This window comes from Sphingomonas psychrotolerans (genome assembly GCF_002796605.1).
Lineage (GTDB): Bacteria > Pseudomonadota > Alphaproteobacteria > Sphingomonadales > Sphingomonadaceae > Sphingomonas > Sphingomonas psychrotolerans.
Genome location: NZ_CP024923.1, coordinates 1701739 through 1718229 on the forward strand (window position 1 = coordinate 1701739; position 16491 = coordinate 1718229).

General features: G+C 66.0%; 19 protein-coding genes. 10 read left to right on the forward strand and 9 right to left on the reverse strand.

Annotated features, from left to right (window positions below; translation table 11 throughout):
* Nucleotides 1-9 precede the first annotated feature (9 nt).
* Genes sctS through CVN68_RS07740 form a run of 3 tightly spaced genes read left to right on the forward strand, consistent with a single transcriptional unit; the run spans nucleotide 10 to nucleotide 1417 of the window.
* On the forward strand, nucleotides 10-279 hold the full coding sequence (gene sctS, locus CVN68_RS07730) for a type III secretion system export apparatus subunit SctS (RefSeq protein ID WP_100281683.1): 270 nt from the start codon (nucleotides 10-12) through the stop codon (nucleotides 277-279).
* The gene (gene sctT / locus CVN68_RS07735; protein WP_233503628.1) at nucleotides 276-1052 is read left to right on the forward strand and encodes a type III secretion system export apparatus subunit SctT; all 777 of its coding nucleotides are present in this window, start codon (nucleotides 276-278) and stop codon (nucleotides 1050-1052) included. The genes sctS and sctT overlap by 4 nt, the downstream gene beginning before the upstream one ends.
* 26 nt (nucleotides 1053-1078) lie before the next feature.
* On the forward strand, nucleotides 1079-1417 hold the full coding sequence (locus CVN68_RS07740; RefSeq protein WP_100281684.1) for a helix-turn-helix domain-containing protein: 339 nt from the start codon (nucleotides 1079-1081) through the stop codon (nucleotides 1415-1417).
* A 328-nt stretch (nucleotides 1418-1745) separates the two neighbouring features.
* On the opposite strand, the gene CVN68_RS07750 is transcribed toward CVN68_RS07740, so the two are convergent.
* The 3 genes from CVN68_RS07750 to CVN68_RS07760 form a co-directional block, all read right to left on the reverse strand.
* A complete protein-coding gene (locus CVN68_RS07750; protein ID WP_158298783.1) occupies nucleotides 1746-2471 on the reverse strand; it encodes a DUF6683 family protein in 726 nt (241 codons plus the stop codon).
* 141 nt (nucleotides 2472-2612) lie between these two features.
* The gene (locus tag CVN68_RS07755) at nucleotides 2613-3347 is read right to left on the reverse strand and encodes a DUF6683 family protein (protein ID WP_100281687.1); all 735 of its coding nucleotides are present in this window, start codon (nucleotides 3345-3347) and stop codon (nucleotides 2613-2615) included.
* Nucleotides 3348-3428: 81 nt separating this feature from the next.
* On the reverse strand, nucleotides 3429-4058 hold the full coding sequence (locus CVN68_RS07760; RefSeq protein ID WP_100281688.1) for a hypothetical protein: 630 nt from the start codon (nucleotides 4056-4058) through the stop codon (nucleotides 3429-3431).
* Between the two features lie 258 nt (nucleotides 4059-4316).
* On the opposite strand from CVN68_RS07760, the gene CVN68_RS07765 reads away from it, so the two are divergent.
* The 4 genes from CVN68_RS07765 to CVN68_RS07780 all read left to right on the forward strand — a co-directional run bounded on the left by CVN68_RS07765 (nucleotide 4317) and on the right by CVN68_RS07780 (nucleotide 6834).
* Complete coding sequence (locus tag CVN68_RS07765) at nucleotides 4317-4553, forward strand: hypothetical protein (protein ID WP_158298784.1); 237 nt, start codon at nucleotides 4317-4319, stop codon at nucleotides 4551-4553.
* Nucleotides 4554-4583: 30 nt separating this feature from the next.
* Nucleotides 4584-5303 (forward strand): DUF6683 family protein, encoded by a 720-nt coding sequence (locus CVN68_RS07770; protein WP_158298785.1) that lies wholly within the window; start codon nucleotides 4584-4586, stop codon nucleotides 5301-5303.
* Nucleotides 5304-5408: 105 nt separating this feature from the next.
* A complete protein-coding gene (locus CVN68_RS07775) occupies nucleotides 5409-5921 on the forward strand; it encodes a hypothetical protein (protein ID WP_100281691.1) in 513 nt (170 codons plus the stop codon).
* 79 nt (nucleotides 5922-6000) lie between these two features.
* A complete protein-coding gene (locus CVN68_RS07780; RefSeq protein ID WP_100281692.1) occupies nucleotides 6001-6834 on the forward strand; it encodes a hypothetical protein in 834 nt (277 codons plus the stop codon).
* 22 nt (nucleotides 6835-6856) lie between these two features.
* Here the strand turns inward: CVN68_RS07780 and CVN68_RS07785 are convergent, their stop codons facing one another.
* The 5 genes from CVN68_RS07785 to obgE form a co-directional block, all read right to left on the reverse strand.
* Entirely contained in the window at nucleotides 6857-8407 is a 1551-nt protein-coding gene (locus CVN68_RS07785; protein WP_100284279.1) for a hypothetical protein, read from the reverse strand.
* Between the two features lie 44 nt (nucleotides 8408-8451).
* Nucleotides 8452-9357: an NAD-dependent epimerase/dehydratase family protein gene (locus CVN68_RS07790; protein ID WP_100281693.1), complete on the reverse strand. Its 906-nt coding sequence runs from the start codon at nucleotides 9355-9357 to the stop codon at nucleotides 8452-8454.
* Nucleotides 9358-9382: 25 nt separating this feature from the next.
* Nucleotides 9383-10489 (reverse strand): glutamate 5-kinase, encoded by a 1107-nt coding sequence (proB, locus tag CVN68_RS07795; RefSeq protein ID WP_100281694.1) that lies wholly within the window; start codon nucleotides 10487-10489, stop codon nucleotides 9383-9385.
* An 80-nt stretch (nucleotides 10490-10569) separates the two neighbouring features.
* On the reverse strand, nucleotides 10570-11136 hold the full coding sequence (locus tag CVN68_RS07800) for a hypothetical protein (protein ID WP_100281695.1): 567 nt from the start codon (nucleotides 11134-11136) through the stop codon (nucleotides 10570-10572).
* Complete coding sequence (obgE, locus tag CVN68_RS07805) at nucleotides 11133-12182, reverse strand: GTPase ObgE (protein WP_100281696.1); 1050 nt, start codon at nucleotides 12180-12182, stop codon at nucleotides 11133-11135. The genes CVN68_RS07800 and obgE overlap by 4 nt, the downstream gene beginning before the upstream one ends.
* A gap of 155 nt (nucleotides 12183-12337) precedes the next feature.
* Between obgE and lptF the strand changes: the two genes are divergently transcribed.
* From lptF to CVN68_RS07820, 3 genes are all read left to right on the forward strand, one after another.
* Nucleotides 12338-13543, forward strand: coding sequence for an LPS export ABC transporter permease LptF (lptF, locus tag CVN68_RS07810; RefSeq protein ID WP_199560233.1), 1206 nt, complete (start codon nucleotides 12338-12340; stop codon nucleotides 13541-13543).
* Nucleotides 13544-13572: 29 nt separating this feature from the next.
* On the forward strand, nucleotides 13573-14637 hold the full coding sequence (gene lptG, locus CVN68_RS07815; protein ID WP_324871812.1) for an LPS export ABC transporter permease LptG: 1065 nt from the start codon (nucleotides 13573-13575) through the stop codon (nucleotides 14635-14637).
* Between the two features lie 175 nt (nucleotides 14638-14812).
* Nucleotides 14813-15292 carry a hypothetical protein gene (locus tag CVN68_RS07820; protein WP_100281697.1) on the forward strand — a complete coding sequence of 160 codons (480 nt, stop codon included), beginning with the start codon at nucleotides 14813-14815 and terminating at the stop codon, nucleotides 15290-15292.
* Nucleotides 15293-15307: 15 nt separating this feature from the next.
* Here the strand turns inward: CVN68_RS07820 and CVN68_RS07825 are convergent, their stop codons facing one another.
* The gene (locus CVN68_RS07825) at nucleotides 15308-16399 is read right to left on the reverse strand and encodes a fatty acid desaturase family protein (protein WP_100284282.1); all 1092 of its coding nucleotides are present in this window, start codon (nucleotides 16397-16399) and stop codon (nucleotides 15308-15310) included.
* Nucleotides 16400-16491: the final 92 nt, after the last annotated feature.

The following is a 16491-nucleotide window of genomic DNA, read 5'->3' on the forward strand; positions in this document are numbered from 1 at the left end:
GGAGGCCCCATGAACGGCGACTTCATCAGCCTCACCAACGACGCGCTCTGGCTCGTGCTGATCCTGTCGGCGCCGCCGATCATCGTCGCGTCGGTGGCGGGTTTGCTCGTCGCGATCGTCCAGGCGGCGACGCAGATCCAGGAACAGACGCTGCAATATACCGCCAAGTTCTTCGCGATCGTGCTGACTCTGTTCGTCACCGCGTCGCTGATCGGCGCCTCGCTCTATCGCTACACCGATCGCATCTTCAGCGAATTCCCGGCGATGATCCGGCGGTGACCGGCTGGAGCGATCCGCTGCTCCTGCTCGGCGTCGCGACTGCGCGGATCGCAGTCGCGTTCATGCTGATGCCGATCTTCTCGCCCGATCTGATCCCGGCGATGGTGCGCAACTCGATCCTCGTGTCGCTCGGTATCGTCTCGTTGATGCTCCAGCCGTCGCTGGATGTTTCGATGATGGGCCCGGGTCAATGGGCGGCGATGTTCGCCAAGGAAGTATTCGTCGGGCTGATCATCGGTTTCTTCTTCGGCTCGGTGCTGTGGGCGCTCGAGGCAGCGGGGCAGATCATCGACACCAAGGTCGGCGCGACGATGGCGCAGATCGTCGATCCGCTATCTGGGCACCAGACCTCGCTCAACGGCGCATTCCTCGGCCGACTCGCGGGGATCGTGTTCATCTTCTCGGGCGGGCTCTCGCTGCTCGTCCATGTCCTGATGGAGAGCTATGCGCTGTGGCCGGTCGCCGCGCCGATGCCGACGCTCGACGCGCGCGGGCTGGGCCTGTTCGAGGCCGAGTTCGGCCGGCTGATGGTGCTCGCTACCTTGTTCGCCGCACCGGTCCTGACCGTGCTGTTCCTGATCGACCTCGGCCTCGGCCTGATCAACCGCTTCGCCCAGCAGCTCAACGTCTTCACCTTGTCGATGTCGATCAAGGCATTCGCCGCCACGGCGATCGTCCTGCTGCTGGTAGGCTCGTTCATCGAGGCGATCACCCGTGACATCCTCAGCCGCCCCGATCTGATCCTCAACATTCTGCGCGGGCTTGTCCATTGACCGCCGCCGCCTCCGCGCCAATCCCGATGACCGAGGACGAACGCCTCGCCGCGATCGCCGAGCTGCTGCGCAAGGCCGATGCGATGCCCGGCGCGCCCGAGCGCGTTGCTTTGGGTGAGCACATGATCGAGGCGGCGCGCGTGCCCAGGCGGCATCGCGAAGCGCTGCTGCGGCTCACGCCGACCGAGATCACCTGCATCCGTTTCCTCGGCTGGGGCCGCTCGAACGGCGACATCGCGACCTTGCTGCTGATGGCGGAGAACACCGTGCGCGTGCATCTCTCCAACGTCGCGCGCAAGCTCGAGCTCGACGGCATGCGCGAGCTGGCGGCGCTGGCGGGGCTGTTATTCTACCCCTCGGATTGAGGCGAGGCCTCACTCATCGCATGAAGCCTGCCTTGCGACAGAGGCGGGCGATTTCCCTGACTCGCGGGTTGCCCGCACCGAGGCGCGCCCGCGTCGCCGGAAGCCGTGCGCAGGCCGCCGCGGCTTTGACCGTCAGCCGGTCGCGCGGTGCCGTCGACGGCCTCCTGGCTCGCGCACTGATCGCGGAATGCATCACGGTGGGAAGGCTGTTGGCGGAAGGGTCGACGTTGCCGGTATAGTCCTGTGCCGCAGCAACGCTCTAACAGAATCGCACCCATCACTAGTATAATCTTCATCGATCGCCATCCCTGCTGGCGTGGGAAACGCCTCAACTGAGGCCGTTTGGTCCCAATCGCATCTTCGCGACGTCAAACCCGAACGCCCCGCGCGCGCCCTTGGCGATCGCCGCCTTGATCGACGGCATTGCTGAAGGCTGCCTCTGCGCCGCCTGGACCGCTTGGTCGACGAGCAACGCCTGGACGAGCATCGATTCGGCAATTTCCTGCTTCAATGCATCGCTGGCGTTCGCAAAGCCGGGAGCCGTGCTGATCGCGCGCGCCATCTGGGCGCTCACTGCCCTATAGTCGGACGGCTTGCTGTCGACGGAGCCGCGCACGCCGTAATAAGCGGCCACCAGATACATCGCCATCGCATCGGCAACATTGTCGGGATTGAGCCCGACCGGGCGCATCGCTCCACCTATTTCGGCCACGAGGTCACGGCGCGCGAACGTCCGCTGCAAGTCTGCCGCACCGGCTGGATCCACCCGCCTCAGCCGAGCGACGAACTGCTGCATGTTGCGCTGGCGCACTGCCGTGTTCGGTCGGTAGGTGATCGCCGCACGATTTACGGCCGCGCCGCGGGGAACGCGAACCGCCGACCGGAACGCCCGCTGGCTGCCCGCGCGCGCCTCTTCCGATTGAATCAGCGCACCCTGCGACAGCGAATTGGTGAGCATGCCCATATCGAAAACGCCTTGGGCAGAGGCGGGAACAGGCGCCAGAGCGAAGACGCCGGACAGCGCCCCCGGCAACAAGATTTTCCAAGCCGACATGGTCACCTCTCCGAGAGCGTGGCGCTTGGTAGCCTTAGAGTGGCGATCCGATGGCAGCGCCGACCAGACCAAACGTCCATACGTTTGACCACCCACTCGGATCGCCGATCAGGAGCATCGGCGCCAGTCCAGCCCGCCGCCTCAACTGAGGCCGTTCGGCCCCAGCCGCATCCGCGTCACGTCGAACCCGAAGGCCGCGCGCGACCCCTTTGCGATCGCCGCCTTGATCGCCGGCATTGCCGATGGCTTCTTCTGGGCCGCCTGCACCGCCTGGTTCGCGAGCACCGCCTGGATCATCATCGACTCCGCGATTTCCTGCTTCAGCGCGTCGCTGGCCCCGGCAAAGGTGCCATTGGCGCTGATCGCCCGCGCCATCTGCGCGCTCACTGCCTTGAACTCGGCCGGTTCGCCGTCGGTCGAGCCCCGCACGCCATAATAAGCGGTGACTAGATAGGTAGCCATCGCATCGGCGACATTGTTGGGGTTGAGTCCCACCGGACGCATCAGGCCGCCCATCTCCGCGATGGGATCGCTGCGCGCGAACGAACGCTCGAGTTCGGTGGCACTGGTCGGGTCCACCCGACGGAGCCGGCTAACGAACTGCGCCATGTTGCGCTTCCGCACCGCCATGCTGGGGCTGTAGTGAATCGCGTCGCGGTTGATCGCGGTCGTCCGAGGGGTACGGCTGAGCGAGCGGAAGACCGGCAAGCTGCTCGCCCGCGCGCTCTCGGACTGCGTACTGCCCCCTTGGGAGAGCGTGTTGGTGAGCATTCCCATGTTGAACGCGCCCTGTGCCCAGGCAGGTGCGGGCGCGAGAAGGAGAGCCCCGACGGCCCCGAGCACGACCTTTCGCAGCGTAATTTTCGAAACTGGCATAGTCACCTCCTGCCGCCGCAACGCATAAAGGGGGCTGATGGTCTCAGCCCCCTTTCGCTTTTGATCAAGTGGGTATGGGGCTCAGCCCTTGCGTGCCGAGTTGGAGAGGCCTTCGCCGACGGTCTTGATCGCGTTGGTCGCGGCGTTCATCAGGATGCCGAATTCCTGCGACTTGGCGCCGAATTTCGCAGTCAGCGAAGGCGACTTGTCGGTGATTTTGTCGGCCATCGAGGACATCTCGCCAGCCATCTTGTCGAGCTTCTCGCCGAGCGCTTCGGCGAGCGCCATCAGCCAGCTCTGGCCGCTGCTGCCGGCCTTGCCGCCCTTGCCGCCGGCACGTGCGGCCTTGGCGTCTTCGCCATCCGCCATCTGGGAAACCATGCGGTTGATTGCGTTGTCGAGTTCGCGGTTCGCCTCGCCCTGCTCCGCCGGCGATGCGTTGAATGCTTCGGCAAAACCGCCGACTGCTTCGGAGAGATTCTGGCGAACGCCGGCCTTGTCGCCCGTCGCGGCGCAGAAGGCACCCTGCGCCATATCGATCGTCGACTGCGGCAGGCCCAGTTTCTCGCCGAGCTGCTGGATGACCTGCTGGCCGATCGCCGACATCAAGGTGCGCGCGGCGAGCGATGCCCATCCGGCGGGTCCCATGGCGAGCTGGGCGAGCGAAAGCGGATTGGTGAGCTGGCTGGTGAAAGAATTGATGAACGACATGGTCTTGCCTCCTCTACGACTGGCCGGCCATCCGGCTTCGTGGCGATCTGGCGGAGCCGCTTGGCCACCGTCGACGACCATAAAGCACGAAAGGCGAAGGCCCCGCGCTCCGCGTTTCGATTAGACCGCCTAATCAAAAGGATTAGTCGTACCGGCGGCTGAACCACGTCCTCCGTGTGTAGTCGGAGCGACTATGGAACCGCAGGCGCCGACGGGCGATATCCAATGACCGAGTCATGAGATGAGGAGTAGCGCGGCGTGTCGATATCCGTTGGAGTATCCGTGGGCGGCGCCCGATCGCGCGGCGTGGGCGCGGAAATCGCCAGCCCCAGCGAGCGTCGTACCGACGACGCCTGCGCGGCGCAGGATGCAGCAACCGAAAGCCTGTCGCACGGCCTGTCGCGGCACCACAGCCCGGCACTCGACGCCGATGGCCCACTCGATCGTCTGGCGCAGCAGCCGAGTCCGCTCGATCGCCTTGGCAAGGCGCGCTAGAACCGCGCGCGAATGGGCCCGAAGACAAGTATGCGTGCACGAAACGCGATCCGCCTGGCGATCGGCAGCTTGCTGATCGGCTGCGCGACACCCGCCGCAGCGCAGGAAGGCGTCGACTGGAGCGGCCTGATGATGGGCATCGCCCATGGCACAGCGATGGACGAGGCGGCGCGCGAATCGGTCTCCAGCGATCGCCGGACCGAGGCGCGCAGGCCAGCCGCCACGACGAGCCTGACGTACCGCCCCTCCCTCGAGCGACGCCGCGCCAATTACGCGCGGTTCGTCGCGAAAGCGCGTGCGCAGGATCCGCGAGGCGCCGCGTCGCTCGAAAAGGACCTGTCCGCGTCCGATCTGATCGCGAAAGCGGCACCCGAACTCACGCGATATGGCTTTCGCGTCGACCATGTCGGCGATGCCTATGCAGCGTGGTGGCTCAACGCCTGGCTCGCCGTGCGCAAGCGGACCGACACGCCCCCGATACGGCAGATCGCCGCAGTGCGCGCGCAAGCCGCAGAGGCCATGGCAGCGGTCCCGGAGATCGCCAACGCGAGCGACGCCGCCAAACAGGAAATGGCGGAAGCCAATCTGCTCCAGTCGCTGCTGATCGGCGCGGCACTCGAACACGCCAAAAACGACCCCGCTCAGCTGCAACGCATCTCGGACACGCTGCGCCAGGGCGCACGCGCCTCGGGCCTCGATCTCGGCGCGATGGACCTGACCGACCGCGGCTTTGTGCCGCGCCCGGGCTAGTCGTTGCGACTATGGCCTGCGCCGCCTTCGATCGCCACATGGTTCCTGAACATGGCGCTAGTCATGGGGGCGTCGTCGCCCGAAGAGGATTTTGGACCTAGAAGCATGACGAGCATCGATCGCCTTTCCGGGCTCTCGCCTCTCTCCCCCACCGGTCCAGCCGGCGGCGCCGATGCGCGCGGCGCGGCGATCGAGACGATGGGGGAAATCGGCCACCGCGTACTTGCCTGGGTCGACACCGCCAGTCGCGGCAACGGCGGCGGCGCGCAAGCGTGGAGCCAGACCGCCGGCAACGGCAGCGGCTTCGCGCCCGATCTGGGCGAGCTCGCCCGGCGTGGCGATGTCTATGGACTCGGCGAGTTGACCAGCGACCTCGCGGCGCGCTTCGGCGGCAGTCCCGCGCAGGAAGGCGCGCTGCGCCGCGCGTTGGACGACTTCACTCGTCAGGCAGTGGTCCAGATCGCGGGCCTGTCGGGTGCAGGCGGCGATCAGCAGGTGAGCGGAGTCCGCGCCGCGCTCGACGGTGCTTCGCGTGCCGATGCGCCTGCCGGCCTCGACGGGGTCATCGCCCGTTTCGAAGCAGCGACTGCCACTCTCGCCGTGCAAAATCGCAGCTGAGGCGGAACCTGGCGCGGTTTCGCGCGTGCTAGCAACATGTACCCCCGCTCTTGAGAGGTCCTCCATGCCAAGGCCGTTGATGCTGCTCGCCGCCCCCTTGTTGCTGTCGGCGGGCGGAGCGGCGCATGCCGCCGATCAGAAGGCGGTGGTGGTCTCGGCCGGCAGCGAGCAGGCGATCAAATTGGGCAAGACAGTGATCTCGCGCCCGTTCGGCGCCGAACTGGTCGATCATCTGTCGGTCGTGGGCAGCTATACGCTGCGCGACACGCGGCTGCATCTGATCCGCGCCAAGGCCGGATCGGAATGCCCCGCCCGCTATGCCGTGATCGTCACGCGCCCCGGCCAGGAACCACAGATCACCGAGAGCTTCGGCACCTGCAGCGCGGCGGCGCGGCCTCAGCTGCGTCGCGGCGTCTTCACCGTCGCCATGCCCGCCTCGGCAAGCGGCGGCCCCCTCGTCCGATATCAATATGCCAACGGCCGCATGCATCGGCCCGCGGCGGCGCTCACCCAAGGTGCTGGCAGCATCGGCCCAACCGCCCCCGCGGCCTCGGCGTGCAAATCGGCGAACGCAATCGATGCGGCAAACCAGGCTCGCGCGCTCGACGCATTCGAGCGTGATTGGCCGAAAGCGTATCGCCGCACCGGCACGCTCAAGCGCGTCGATCTGGGCCAGAGCGAACTGCGGCGGTTGGTGACCGATTTAGCCTGCATGTCGAGCTGGCCGATCGGCGAGCGTCGGGTGCCCGAGCTGGCGACGCCCTTATTCCGCAGCCAGCGCCACCGCGGTGCAGCCTTTGCCGCGCTCGAATCGATCCAGCGCGATCCCGACACCGACGCCAATCTCAAGGCAGTAGCACGCAGCTTCTCCGCCGAGATGCGCTACCGCATTGCGCTGGATCCCCCGCTCTAGGCGAGGAAGTGCTCACGACCTGTTAGGCGGCTTCGGCCTCGGCCGTGCCGCCCAGCGCGACCTGCTCCACCCAGCAATCCATCTGCCCGGCGATCTTGTTGAGCAGGCCGGCGTGATAGTGAGTCACGTCGGCCATCTCGTCGTCGCGCTCGATCAGGTGCGCGAGGTCGAGCACCCAGATATTGCCGGGATTCTCGCGCGCCGCCTTGCGCCATAAAGCGTTGAACCGGCGCGTGCGCTCGGGGGTATGGTTGAGCCCGACGCGCCATTTGTCCTCGGGGGCATCCTCGGGCGGGAGCACGACCAGCATGCGCAGGCCGCGCTCGAGCAGGAAGATGCAGGTGCGGATGACGCAGGTCTCGTAGAGGCCGATGTCGATCAAATGCCATTGGCCGGGCCAGCGCACGTCCAGATAGTCCACGGTCGCGCCATAGACGAGCAGAGGCGGGAAATGCTGCGTTTCATGGCTGCCGTCGGTCATCATCCGTAGTGCGAACAGCCGCGGATGGTTGTCGAACTCGATCGCCGGCCGGAAACGGCTGAAATGCGCGATCCCGCCCGATTGGCAATCGAACATGATCCGGATCGCCGGATCGGGCGCCGCTGTCGGCAGCTGTTCGGCAAGAAGCTGGGCACGGACTTCCGGTTCGTGGAAGCTGCAATCCTCGATCCAGTCCGGCGCGGTGCGGCTGAAGCGCCCGTCCCACGCGCTGGTGTCGATCGCGGGCCACTTCTCACGCACCTTGTCGAGCGCATATTCCTCGAGCCCCATGTGCATCACGCGGCACGAGAAAGTGAAATGAGCCAAGCGTTCGGTGGCGCGATCGACCATCGCGAAACCGACCAGCCCGTAGCGACCGTAATTGTCCCAGGCGAAGATCGACCAGCTGTCGAACCCGACCAGGTCGATGATGTCGCGCTCGAGATCCCCCTGCGCGGCACGCGAACCGGTATAGTTGAGCTGGTTCGATCGGTTGATCAGCTCGACGATGCGATCCGCGAAATCGAGATTGTCCATCATGTGCGGGGCGCAGGCACGGATGCCGCATGACCGCAGGAAATCCTCGTTGGAAAGCGGTCCCGCCGCGGCCCGATCGCGCCGCTTGCGCTCGAGCATGCGATAGTCGTCGACACGGCTGCGCGTGCCGGCCTGGAGCGAAAGCAGGCCGGCGAGCTGATCGTCGGCATCTGCTCTGGTGATATCGAGCGTCTGGATCTCGGGCAGAAAGTGGCGGACCTCGGCGAGGTTCAGTGCATTGTCGTCGACGAACAGCACATTAGCGGGACGAAGCTGCATGTCCTCGATGATCGCCTCGATCGCAGCGGGCTTGGGCGTGAAAGCAATATGCGGAAAGACGAATTCGTCCCACAAGCCGAGCCCGACGAGGGTCTCCCGGGCGGTCTCAAGATCATTCTTCGAACAGATCGACGAGACCACACCCCTGGCGTTGAACGCGCGCACCATTTCGGCGCGCTGTGCATAAAGCGAGACGGCGTCGCCATCGGCGAGGGTCCCTCGCCACAAAGTGTCGTCGAGATCCCAGATGATGAGCTTGATCGGAGTGGTCCACATCCCCTTATTGTAGGACGTGCGCACCCTTGTGCGGTGCGAAACCGCTAGAGCAGCCCCTGTTCGCGATACCAGGCCGCAGTCGCGGCGAGCCCCGCCTGCGTCTCGACCTGCGGTTGCCAAAGGCGTGCCGATGGGCGTCGCGAGGAATCGATCACCCAGTCTTCATGGCAGAAATAGGCGACCCGATCGGGTGTCAGCTTGGCGCCGGCGCCACGCACCAGCCGATCGAGATGCGCGCCCGCCATCATCAGCGGCCGCGGCAGGGCGATCGCCGCGACGCGCTTGCCGGTCGCGGTGCCGATCGCCAGTGCGAACTCCTTGTGGCTCCAGCCATGTTCGCGCCCGTCGTCGCAATCGTAGGAGCGGCCGCCATTGCCGCTGCTGGCCAATGCGAGCAGCAGCCGTCCGAGGTCACCGACCTCGATCACCGAGAGCCGCCCGCCCGGCGGCAACAATGCGATGCCCTTCTTGGCGAGCTTGAACAGCTCGAGCATCTCCATGTCGCCCGGACCATAGATCGCCGGGGGCCGCACCACGACCGCGTCGAGCAGCGACTGCTCGACCAGTTGCTCGGCCTCGGCCTTGGACCAGCCATAATCGGACATGCCGGGCTCGCGCGCGGCGAGCGACGAAACATGGACGAAGCGCTGCACGCCCGCCCCCTCGGCCGCGGCGAGCATGTTCCGGGTGCCGTGGACATTGCCGGCGGCGAAGCCGGCGCGATCGGGCGCGTTGACCACCCCGGCGACATGGATCACCGCGTCGACGCCTTCGCAGAGCTGTGCCAGCGCCGACGCGTTGTCGAGATCTCCAGCCACCCACGCGATATGCGCGCGCGCCGCCTGCTCGCGCCGGGTGAGTGCGCGCACTTCATGGCCCGCGGCAGTCGCCAGTGCGATCAGGCGCGATCCGACGAAGCCGGTGCCGCCGGTGATGGCGAGAAGGGCCATTATCCGTGCTCCTCGAGCCTGATCATCACAGCAGCGCCATATGGTTGCGATGCACCAGCGCCGAGCGCGGGGCATAGCCTAGGATATCGGCCTGCGCGTCGCTGCGATGCCCGGCAATGCGCGCGGCGTCCTCGCCTGGATATTCGGCGAGCCCGCGCGCAAGATGCCGCCCGTCCGGGCCGGCGATCACCACCAGATCGCCGCGGGCGAAATCGCCTTCGACTCGCGTCGCCCCTGCCGCAAGCAGGCTGCTGCCCGTCGCGAGCGCTCTGGCTGCGCCCGCATCGACATGGATCGTACCCCGCGCGGTAAGCCCGCCGGCCAGCCACGCCTTGCGCGCCGGCGCCGCTTTCTCGGCGACGAACAGCGTGTGCCGCGCGGCTGCCGACAAGGGTCGCTCGACGCGACCTGATACGATTGCGAGATGCGCGCCGGCGGCGTTGGCGATCCGTGCCGCGGCGATCTTCGAGACCATCCCGCCCGATCCCATGCCCGAGGCAGATCCCCTGTCCGCCATCGCCTCGATCGCGGCATCGATCCGCTCGACCAGGGCGACGTGCTGCGCGCCCGGCAGCGCCGGATTGCGATCGTACAGCCCGTCGACGTCGGAGAGCAGGACTACCCCCTGCGCGCCCGCCGCCTGCGCCACCCGGGCCGCGAGCCGATCGTTGTCGCCGAAGCGGATCTCCTCGGTCGCGACGCTGTCATTCTCGTTGAGCACGGGGACCACGCCGAGCCCGAGCAGCCGATCGAGCGTCGCCGCGGCGTTGAGATAGCGCCGCCGATGCTCGAGATCGTCGAGCGTCACCAGTATCTGCGCGGCGGTAAGTCCCTTGGCGCCGAGCGTCTCCGCCCAGACCTGACTGAGCGCGATCTGGCCCACGGCGGCGGCGGCCTGCGCGTCCTCGAGGCTCGCGCGGCCGCCCTTGCTCAAACCCAGCCGTCGCGCGCCGAGCGCGATCGCGCCCGACGAGACCACTGCGACCTGCTGTCCTTCCACCACACGCGCGGCGATGTCCGCGGCAATCCCTTCGAGCCATGCCCGCCGCACGCCGCCATCGGGATCGACGAGCAGCGCCGACCCGATCTTGACGACGAGGCGCGGGCAGGAAGCGGGCGGAAAAAGATACATGGGGCCGGCTATATGGCGCACCGCTCCTTCCTTCCAGATGGGATCGCATGGTTCGCCAGCCACCGCGCTCTTATGCGTAATCAGTGATCGAAGCGCTCGCGCCAGAACTCCCTGCCACGGTCTACCGCGCTTTCCACTGTGTTGCCGTCCCAGCTGAACTCTAGCAGACGCTGCTCGTCCCCATCCTGGAAAGACAGGTGGACGAGGTTCTTCGCTATCCGGGCCGAGGCCCATTGGAAGGCCAGCCGGTCCTCAAGCAGCGCCCCCCGGAATATGGTCTCCGCTGCCTGTTCAACTTGCCGCTCGATCGGGCGCCAGCTCTGATCGTTCACGAAGCGCTCGATCTCTTGCAGATATTGAGTGCGATCGAAAAGTAGGGTCCGTCCGGTACCTATCCAGGTGACAACCTCGCCGAGTTCCGATCGATCGACGACCCGATCATCGCACCCCTCGGCGCCGCAGGCACAACGTCCCACCCGAATTCGCGGTGATACCCCCAATAGCTCCGCAGCCAGATCGGGCGGGTCCAAGCCAAGAGCATCCGTGCCCAACCAGTCTACGCCATCGATCAAGACACGCGCCTCATGATCATTCGAGGCAGGGCTCACCTTCACGACAATGCCGATCTGCGCGGGCCGGGTCGTCAAACAGGCGACCACTCGATCGTGTCCTCGCCCTCGTCATCGGCGGCCACCGTGCCCGGCTCTGGTCCGATCGCCTCGAGCAATTTGTCGAGCACCCAGTCGACCCCCACTCCACTCACGCCGGAAATCGGGATCACCTCCGCGCCGCTCGCCTCTTCGAGTTCGGCCGACAGCGCCGCGATCAGCTCCTCGTCGAGCGTGTCGATCTTGTTGAGCGCGACCACGATATGTTTGTCGGTGAGCCCGGCGCCGTAATTTTCGAGCTCGTCGCGGACAATGCGATAGCTTTCGGCGACGTCGGCGTCATTGGCGTCGACAAGATGGAGCAGCACTCGACAACGCTCGATATGCCCGAGGAAGCGATCGCCGATGCCCGCGCCTTCCGCCGCGCCTTCGATCAGCCCGGGAATGTCCGCCACCACGAACTCGTTCTGCTTGTGGCGAACCACGCCCAGCTGGGGCCGGGTGGTCGTAAAGGCATAGGCGCCGACCTTTGCCTGCGCGTTGGTCACAGCGTTGATGAAGGTCGACTTGCCGGCATTGGGCAGCCCGACCAGGCCCGCATCGGCGAGCAGCTTGAGCCGCAGCCACACCCAAGCCTCCTCATACGGCCAGCCGGTGCCGTGCTGGCGCGGCGCGCGGTTGGTGGAGGTCTTGTAGCTGGCATTGCCGCGCCCGCCGTCGCCGCCACGCAGGAAGACGATGCGTTCGCCCACCTTGGTGAGGTCGGCGAGCACGGTTCTCTCGTCGTCGTCGGCGAGAATCTGGGTGCCCACCGGCACCTTGACCACCAGATCGTCGCCGCCCCCGCCCGTCCGGTTCGCGCCCGAGCCGCCATGGCCGCGCGGTGCCCGGAAGTGCTGGGTGTAGCGGAAGTCGATCAGCGTATTGAGCCCCGCCACCGCCTCGAAGATGATGTCTCCGCCCTTGCCGCCATTGCCGCCGTCGGGGCCGCCATATTCCATGAATTTTTCGCGCCGGAAGCTCACCGCTCCCGGTCCACCGGCGCCCGAGCGCACGAAAATCTTCGCCTGATCCAGAAAATGCATGTGGCGTCATATAGACGTTGCCGCCCATCCGTCACCCCATGACGGCCAATCCGTCGTTTCGGGGTGGCGCCCATTGGAACCGCGAGTATAGGCTCATACTTTAGCCGAGCGACGCGTCTCGCGTCGGCACGACGGAGCAGGCACGCGGCCCACGCATGAAGTCCATCGATCGCTACATGGCGCGGCTGATCGCTGTTCCCCTGATCTCCACATTGCTGATCTCGGCGATGCTGCTGGTGCTCGATCGCATGCTGCGGCTGTTCGATTTCGTCGCGACCGAAGGCGGGCCGGTCAGCGTCGTCTGGCGGATGCTCGCCAATCTGCTTCCCGAATATCTCGGCCTCGGCATCCCGATCGGGCTGATGCTCGGCTGTCTGCTCGCTTTTCGCCGCCTCGCCACCTCGTCCGAGCTCGACGTGCTGCGCGCAGTGGGGATCAGCTATACGCGCCTGCTGTACGTGCCCTTCATGTATGCGATCGCACTGGCGATCCTGAACCTCGTGATCGTCGGCTATGTCCAGCCGCGCGCGCGCTACAATTACGAACAGCTCCGCTTCGAACTGCGCTCGGGCGCACTCGGCGCGTCGATCAAGGTTGGCGAATTCACCAATTTCGGCACCCAGATGACGCTCCGGATCGAGAGCAGCGCCAATGAAGGCCGCGACCTTTCGGGCATCTTCGTGCGCATGACGACCAAGGAAGGCCCGGTCGCGGTCACTGCCGAGAAGGGCCAGTTCCTCCGCGCCGACGATCCCAACACGATCATCTTCCGGCTGACCAAGGGCACGCTCGTCCATAGCGCGCAGGGGTCGCCGGTCCCGCGCGTGCTCACCTTCGACACACACAATCTGCCGATCCCGCTTCCCAAATACGAGCAGTTCCGCAAGCGCGGCGACAAGAGCCTCGAGCGCACGCTTCCCGAGCTCGCCGTGCTCGGCAAGGATCCCGGCGCCGCCAGCGAGCTGCGCGCCACCAGCCGCGCCGCCTTCCACTTCCGCCTTGCCGAAGTCGTCTCGATGTTCCTGCTGCCGATGCTCGCCGCGGCGCTCGGCATTCCGCCCAAGCGCTCCACTTCGGCGCTCGGCGTGTTCCTGTCGATCGTGATGATCGTCACCTATCACAAGGTGAACGAATATGGGCAGGCGATCGGCAGCCTCGGCCGGATCGATCCGATCATTGCCTTGTGGGTGCCGTTCGCGATCTTCGCGGGGCTGGTGCTGTGGATGTACCATACGGTCGCCTATGTCCCCGGCGGCCAGCCGATCGGCGGGCTGGAGAAGGTGTTCGCCAAGATCTGGGCAGCGATCCGCCGCCGCCTCCCCGGCCGCCGCCGCCGCAAGACCATGGAGATCCCGGCGTGAACTGGGTCAATTTCTTCCCGTCGCGCACGATGTCGCTCTACATGGGCAAGATGTTCCTCGTGCGCACCTTCGCCATCCTGGCGGGACTGGTGCTCATCCTGCAGTCGCTCGATCTTCTGAGCGAATCAGGGAAGATCATGGCCTATGCCGGCAATGGCGATGCCGAGATCTGGCGGTATGTCGGCTTGCGGACGCCGCAGCTCGTTGCGACGTTCCTGCCCTTCGCGGTGCTGCTCGGCACGATCCTCGCGCTCTCGCAGCTCAACCAGAACAGCGAAGTCATCGCGATGAAGGCGTCGGGCCTCTCGGCGCATCAGGTGCTGGCACCCTTGCTGCTCACTGCGCTCGGCGTCGCGGCCTTGTCCTTCACGTTCAACAACCGGATCGTCGCGCGCGCCACCACCACGCTCGAACAATGGAAGAAGGTCGAGTACGGGCCTCTGCCGATCGATCGGGGCGACCGTTCGAACGTCTGGGTCAAGGACGGCAACAATCTGATCGTGGTCGACCAGATTCGCGGCAAAGGCGACGCGGCGCAGCTCTACGACGTCACCGTCTATGAACGCAGCGGCCAGTCGCTCCGCGCGATCCTGACCGCGAAGCGCGGCGTTCGCGACGGCAGGGGCTGGCGCGTCGACGGCGTCCAGCGCTTCGATGTCGCCGCGGGGACGATGACGTCGCTCGCCCCCATGCGTATCGCCGATGGCGTACGGCCTGATCAGTTCACGCTCAGCCATATCAATGCCGATGGACTGTCGTTCGGCGAACTGCGCGAAGTGATCGACGACCTCAAGCTCGCCGGCCGGCCGACCAAGGCACTCGAGGGTTCGCTTTGGCACAAATTGTCGGGGCCGCTCTCGTCGGTACTGATGCCGCTGCTCGGCGCAGTCGCAGCGTTCGGCATCGCCCGATCGGGCAAGCTGTTCGTCCGCGCCGTAATCGGCATGGCGCTCGGTTTCCTGTTCTTCGTCGCCGACAATTTCGCGTTGGCTATGGGTAATCTCGGTGCCTACCCGCCCTTCCTCGCCGCCTGGGCGCCGTTCCTGCTGTTCCTGATGATCGGCGAGGCGGTGCTGCTCAGGACCGAGGAATAAGCGACCGGACCGGCTGCCAACCGAAAGGTCGGCGCAAGAAGCCCCCGGAGGAGGCTGCCCCTACTGCCCTTCCACGGCGTTCCTTGCAGCCGTCCCCGCAAACCTGCACTATCCGGGAATGAGAAGCGCGGAGACCCGCTGGCCTCATGGCTGGGCTGTACGGACTTTCCTGTCGATGCTGCTCGTAATTGTCGCGGTTCTGTGCGCAATCATCGGCGTTTTCCTGCCGTTTGACCTGGCGTCGCAAGCGCGAGAAGATCGCATCTATTATCAACAATTCGAGCAGGCTGCCCGCTATCTCGACCGAGCCGGCCAGGCTCCGGCACAGGTGGCGGTCCGTATTCCGCGATCACAAGGCGAGAACCCTTCGATCCATCCCGTTTCGATGAGCGCCTCACGGTGCGATGATGCTTCCTTCACAAAGTCGGCATCGGATCGCTTTGTCCTGTCTTTCTGGAGAGGCGAATGGACGGAATGCTACGCCTTCCCCTCAGGTAAAACCACCTTGGGCTTGTCGCTCGGTTCCTATCTGCGCCTCGGCTGGTGGAAGGCGCTCGCCTTCAGCTGGCTGATCGTCGTCGTGGCGGCCTATGGCGCGGTTCGACTGACCAGACCGCTTCGCCTCGCGCACGCCGCATCGCCGAATGTCAGCTAGCCCGAACAGCGCCGTTTAGCGGCGCGCGCCCATCGTGCTTCGTGCCAGCTGGTGGACCAGCCCCGGCAACCCCGCATAGCTCGCTTTGTGATAGGGCGAATCCTGCTCGACCATCGCGGTCAGGCGGCGATGTGCCTCGGCGAGATTATGGTAGGGCACGCTGGGCAGCAGATGGTGGAGCGCGTGATAGCGCAGACCCACCGGCGCCCAGAGCGCGGGCAGCAATCCCGGCGGCGGCACGTTGACGCTGTCGAGATATTGCGCGGTGACCGTCATCGCCTCGCCTTCATTCTCCCAGAGATGCGCGACCAGCGTGCGGATCTGGTTGATCACTGTGATCGCGCTGATCACGCCGAGGAAGATCAGGAAGGCCTCGAGCGGGATGACGCCAACGGCGGTGAGCGCGATCAGCCCGATCGCCCAGACGCTGGTCGCGATTTCCTGCGCCAGCCAGCGGGTACGATCGGCACCTTCGAGCGGGCGGCGGCGGAAGGCCGGATTGATGACGAGACCCGAATAGCGCTCGAACACCAGCTTGCGCAGCGGCGGCACCACCAGCGACAACGGCGACAGCACGGCGTAGCGGAGCAGCAGCCCGATCGGCGCCAATACCGAGACCAGCACGAACAGCGGCAGCGACCACGGCTTCATCAACGCCAGCGGCAGATATTCGGGATCGTCGACCGTGCCGTAGCGGGTGCGCGCGTGATGCAGATTGTGGACGCCCTCGTACATGAACGAGGGCACCATCAGCGGCACTCCGACAAGCGCATTCCATGCCAGCCGAAAGCCCGGCAGATTGCTGTGCTTGAGGTGGCTGATCTCGTGGATGAAGAGCAAGGCGCGATAGAGCGCGAGCACCGCGACCGCCGCGGCGAGCAGCGCCCAGCCCGCGGATGGCGCGAAGATCGCGGCCGCGAGCGCGCCATAGCCGAGCGCGGCCGAGGCCAGCATGTCGGTCCAGAAGATGGCGGGGCGCGCCTTGTGCAAGTCACGGGCGATCTCGGCCGCGGCGCGCAACATCGCCTTGTCGTCGGCGATGCGCCCGGCTGCGGCGCGCGCAGGTGTCGCGGCTTCGCGCAGATTCAATGCAACAGAGCTGTTCATAAGTGCATCCATTGCCTCCAGATAGTGGCCAGGATGGGGCAATAACAGGGGGATGCCGCGGCGCGGCAGGTTCCGCTTGACAAGCACCGTCC

Coding starts and splice junctions, on each gene's coding strand:
- CVN68_RS07790 (WP_100281693.1), bottom strand. CDS start 9,357: ATGGCCCTTCTCGCCATCACCGGCGGCACCGGCTTCGTCGGATCGCGC.
- CVN68_RS07820 (WP_100281697.1), top strand. CDS start 14,813: ATGCTGCTCGTAATTGTCGCGGTTCTGTGCGCAATCATCGGCGTTTTC.
- CVN68_RS07775 (WP_100281691.1), top strand. CDS start 5,409: ATGACGAGCATCGATCGCCTTTCCGGGCTCTCGCCTCTCTCCCCCACC.
- CVN68_RS07755 (WP_100281687.1), bottom strand. CDS start 3,347: ATGCCAGTTTCGAAAATTACGCTGCGAAAGGTCGTGCTCGGGGCCGTC.
- CVN68_RS07750 (WP_158298783.1), bottom strand. CDS start 2,471: ATGTCGGCTTGGAAAATCTTGTTGCCGGGGGCGCTGTCCGGCGTCTTC.
- lptG (WP_324871812.1), top strand. CDS start 13,573: ATGTCGCTCTACATGGGCAAGATGTTCCTCGTGCGCACCTTCGCCATC.
- CVN68_RS07780 (WP_100281692.1), top strand. CDS start 6,001: ATGCTGCTCGCCGCCCCCTTGTTGCTGTCGGCGGGCGGAGCGGCGCAT.
- sctS (WP_100281683.1), top strand. CDS start 10: ATGAACGGCGACTTCATCAGCCTCACCAACGACGCGCTCTGGCTCGTG.
- lptF (WP_199560233.1), top strand. CDS start 12,338: ATGAAGTCCATCGATCGCTACATGGCGCGGCTGATCGCTGTTCCCCTG.
- obgE (WP_100281696.1), bottom strand. CDS start 12,182: ATGCATTTTCTGGATCAGGCGAAGATTTTCGTGCGCTCGGGCGCCGGT.
- CVN68_RS07740 (WP_100281684.1), top strand. CDS start 1,079: ATGACCGAGGACGAACGCCTCGCCGCGATCGCCGAGCTGCTGCGCAAG.
- CVN68_RS07770 (WP_158298785.1), top strand. CDS start 4,584: ATGCGTGCACGAAACGCGATCCGCCTGGCGATCGGCAGCTTGCTGATC.
- CVN68_RS07760 (WP_100281688.1), bottom strand. CDS start 4,058: ATGTCGTTCATCAATTCTTTCACCAGCCAGCTCACCAATCCGCTTTCG.
- CVN68_RS07785 (WP_100284279.1), bottom strand. CDS start 8,407: ATGTGGACCACTCCGATCAAGCTCATCATCTGGGATCTCGACGACACT.
- CVN68_RS07825 (WP_100284282.1), bottom strand. CDS start 16,399: ATGAACAGCTCTGTTGCATTGAATCTGCGCGAAGCCGCGACACCTGCG.
- proB (WP_100281694.1), bottom strand. CDS start 10,489: ATGTATCTTTTTCCGCCCGCTTCCTGCCCGCGCCTCGTCGTCAAGATC.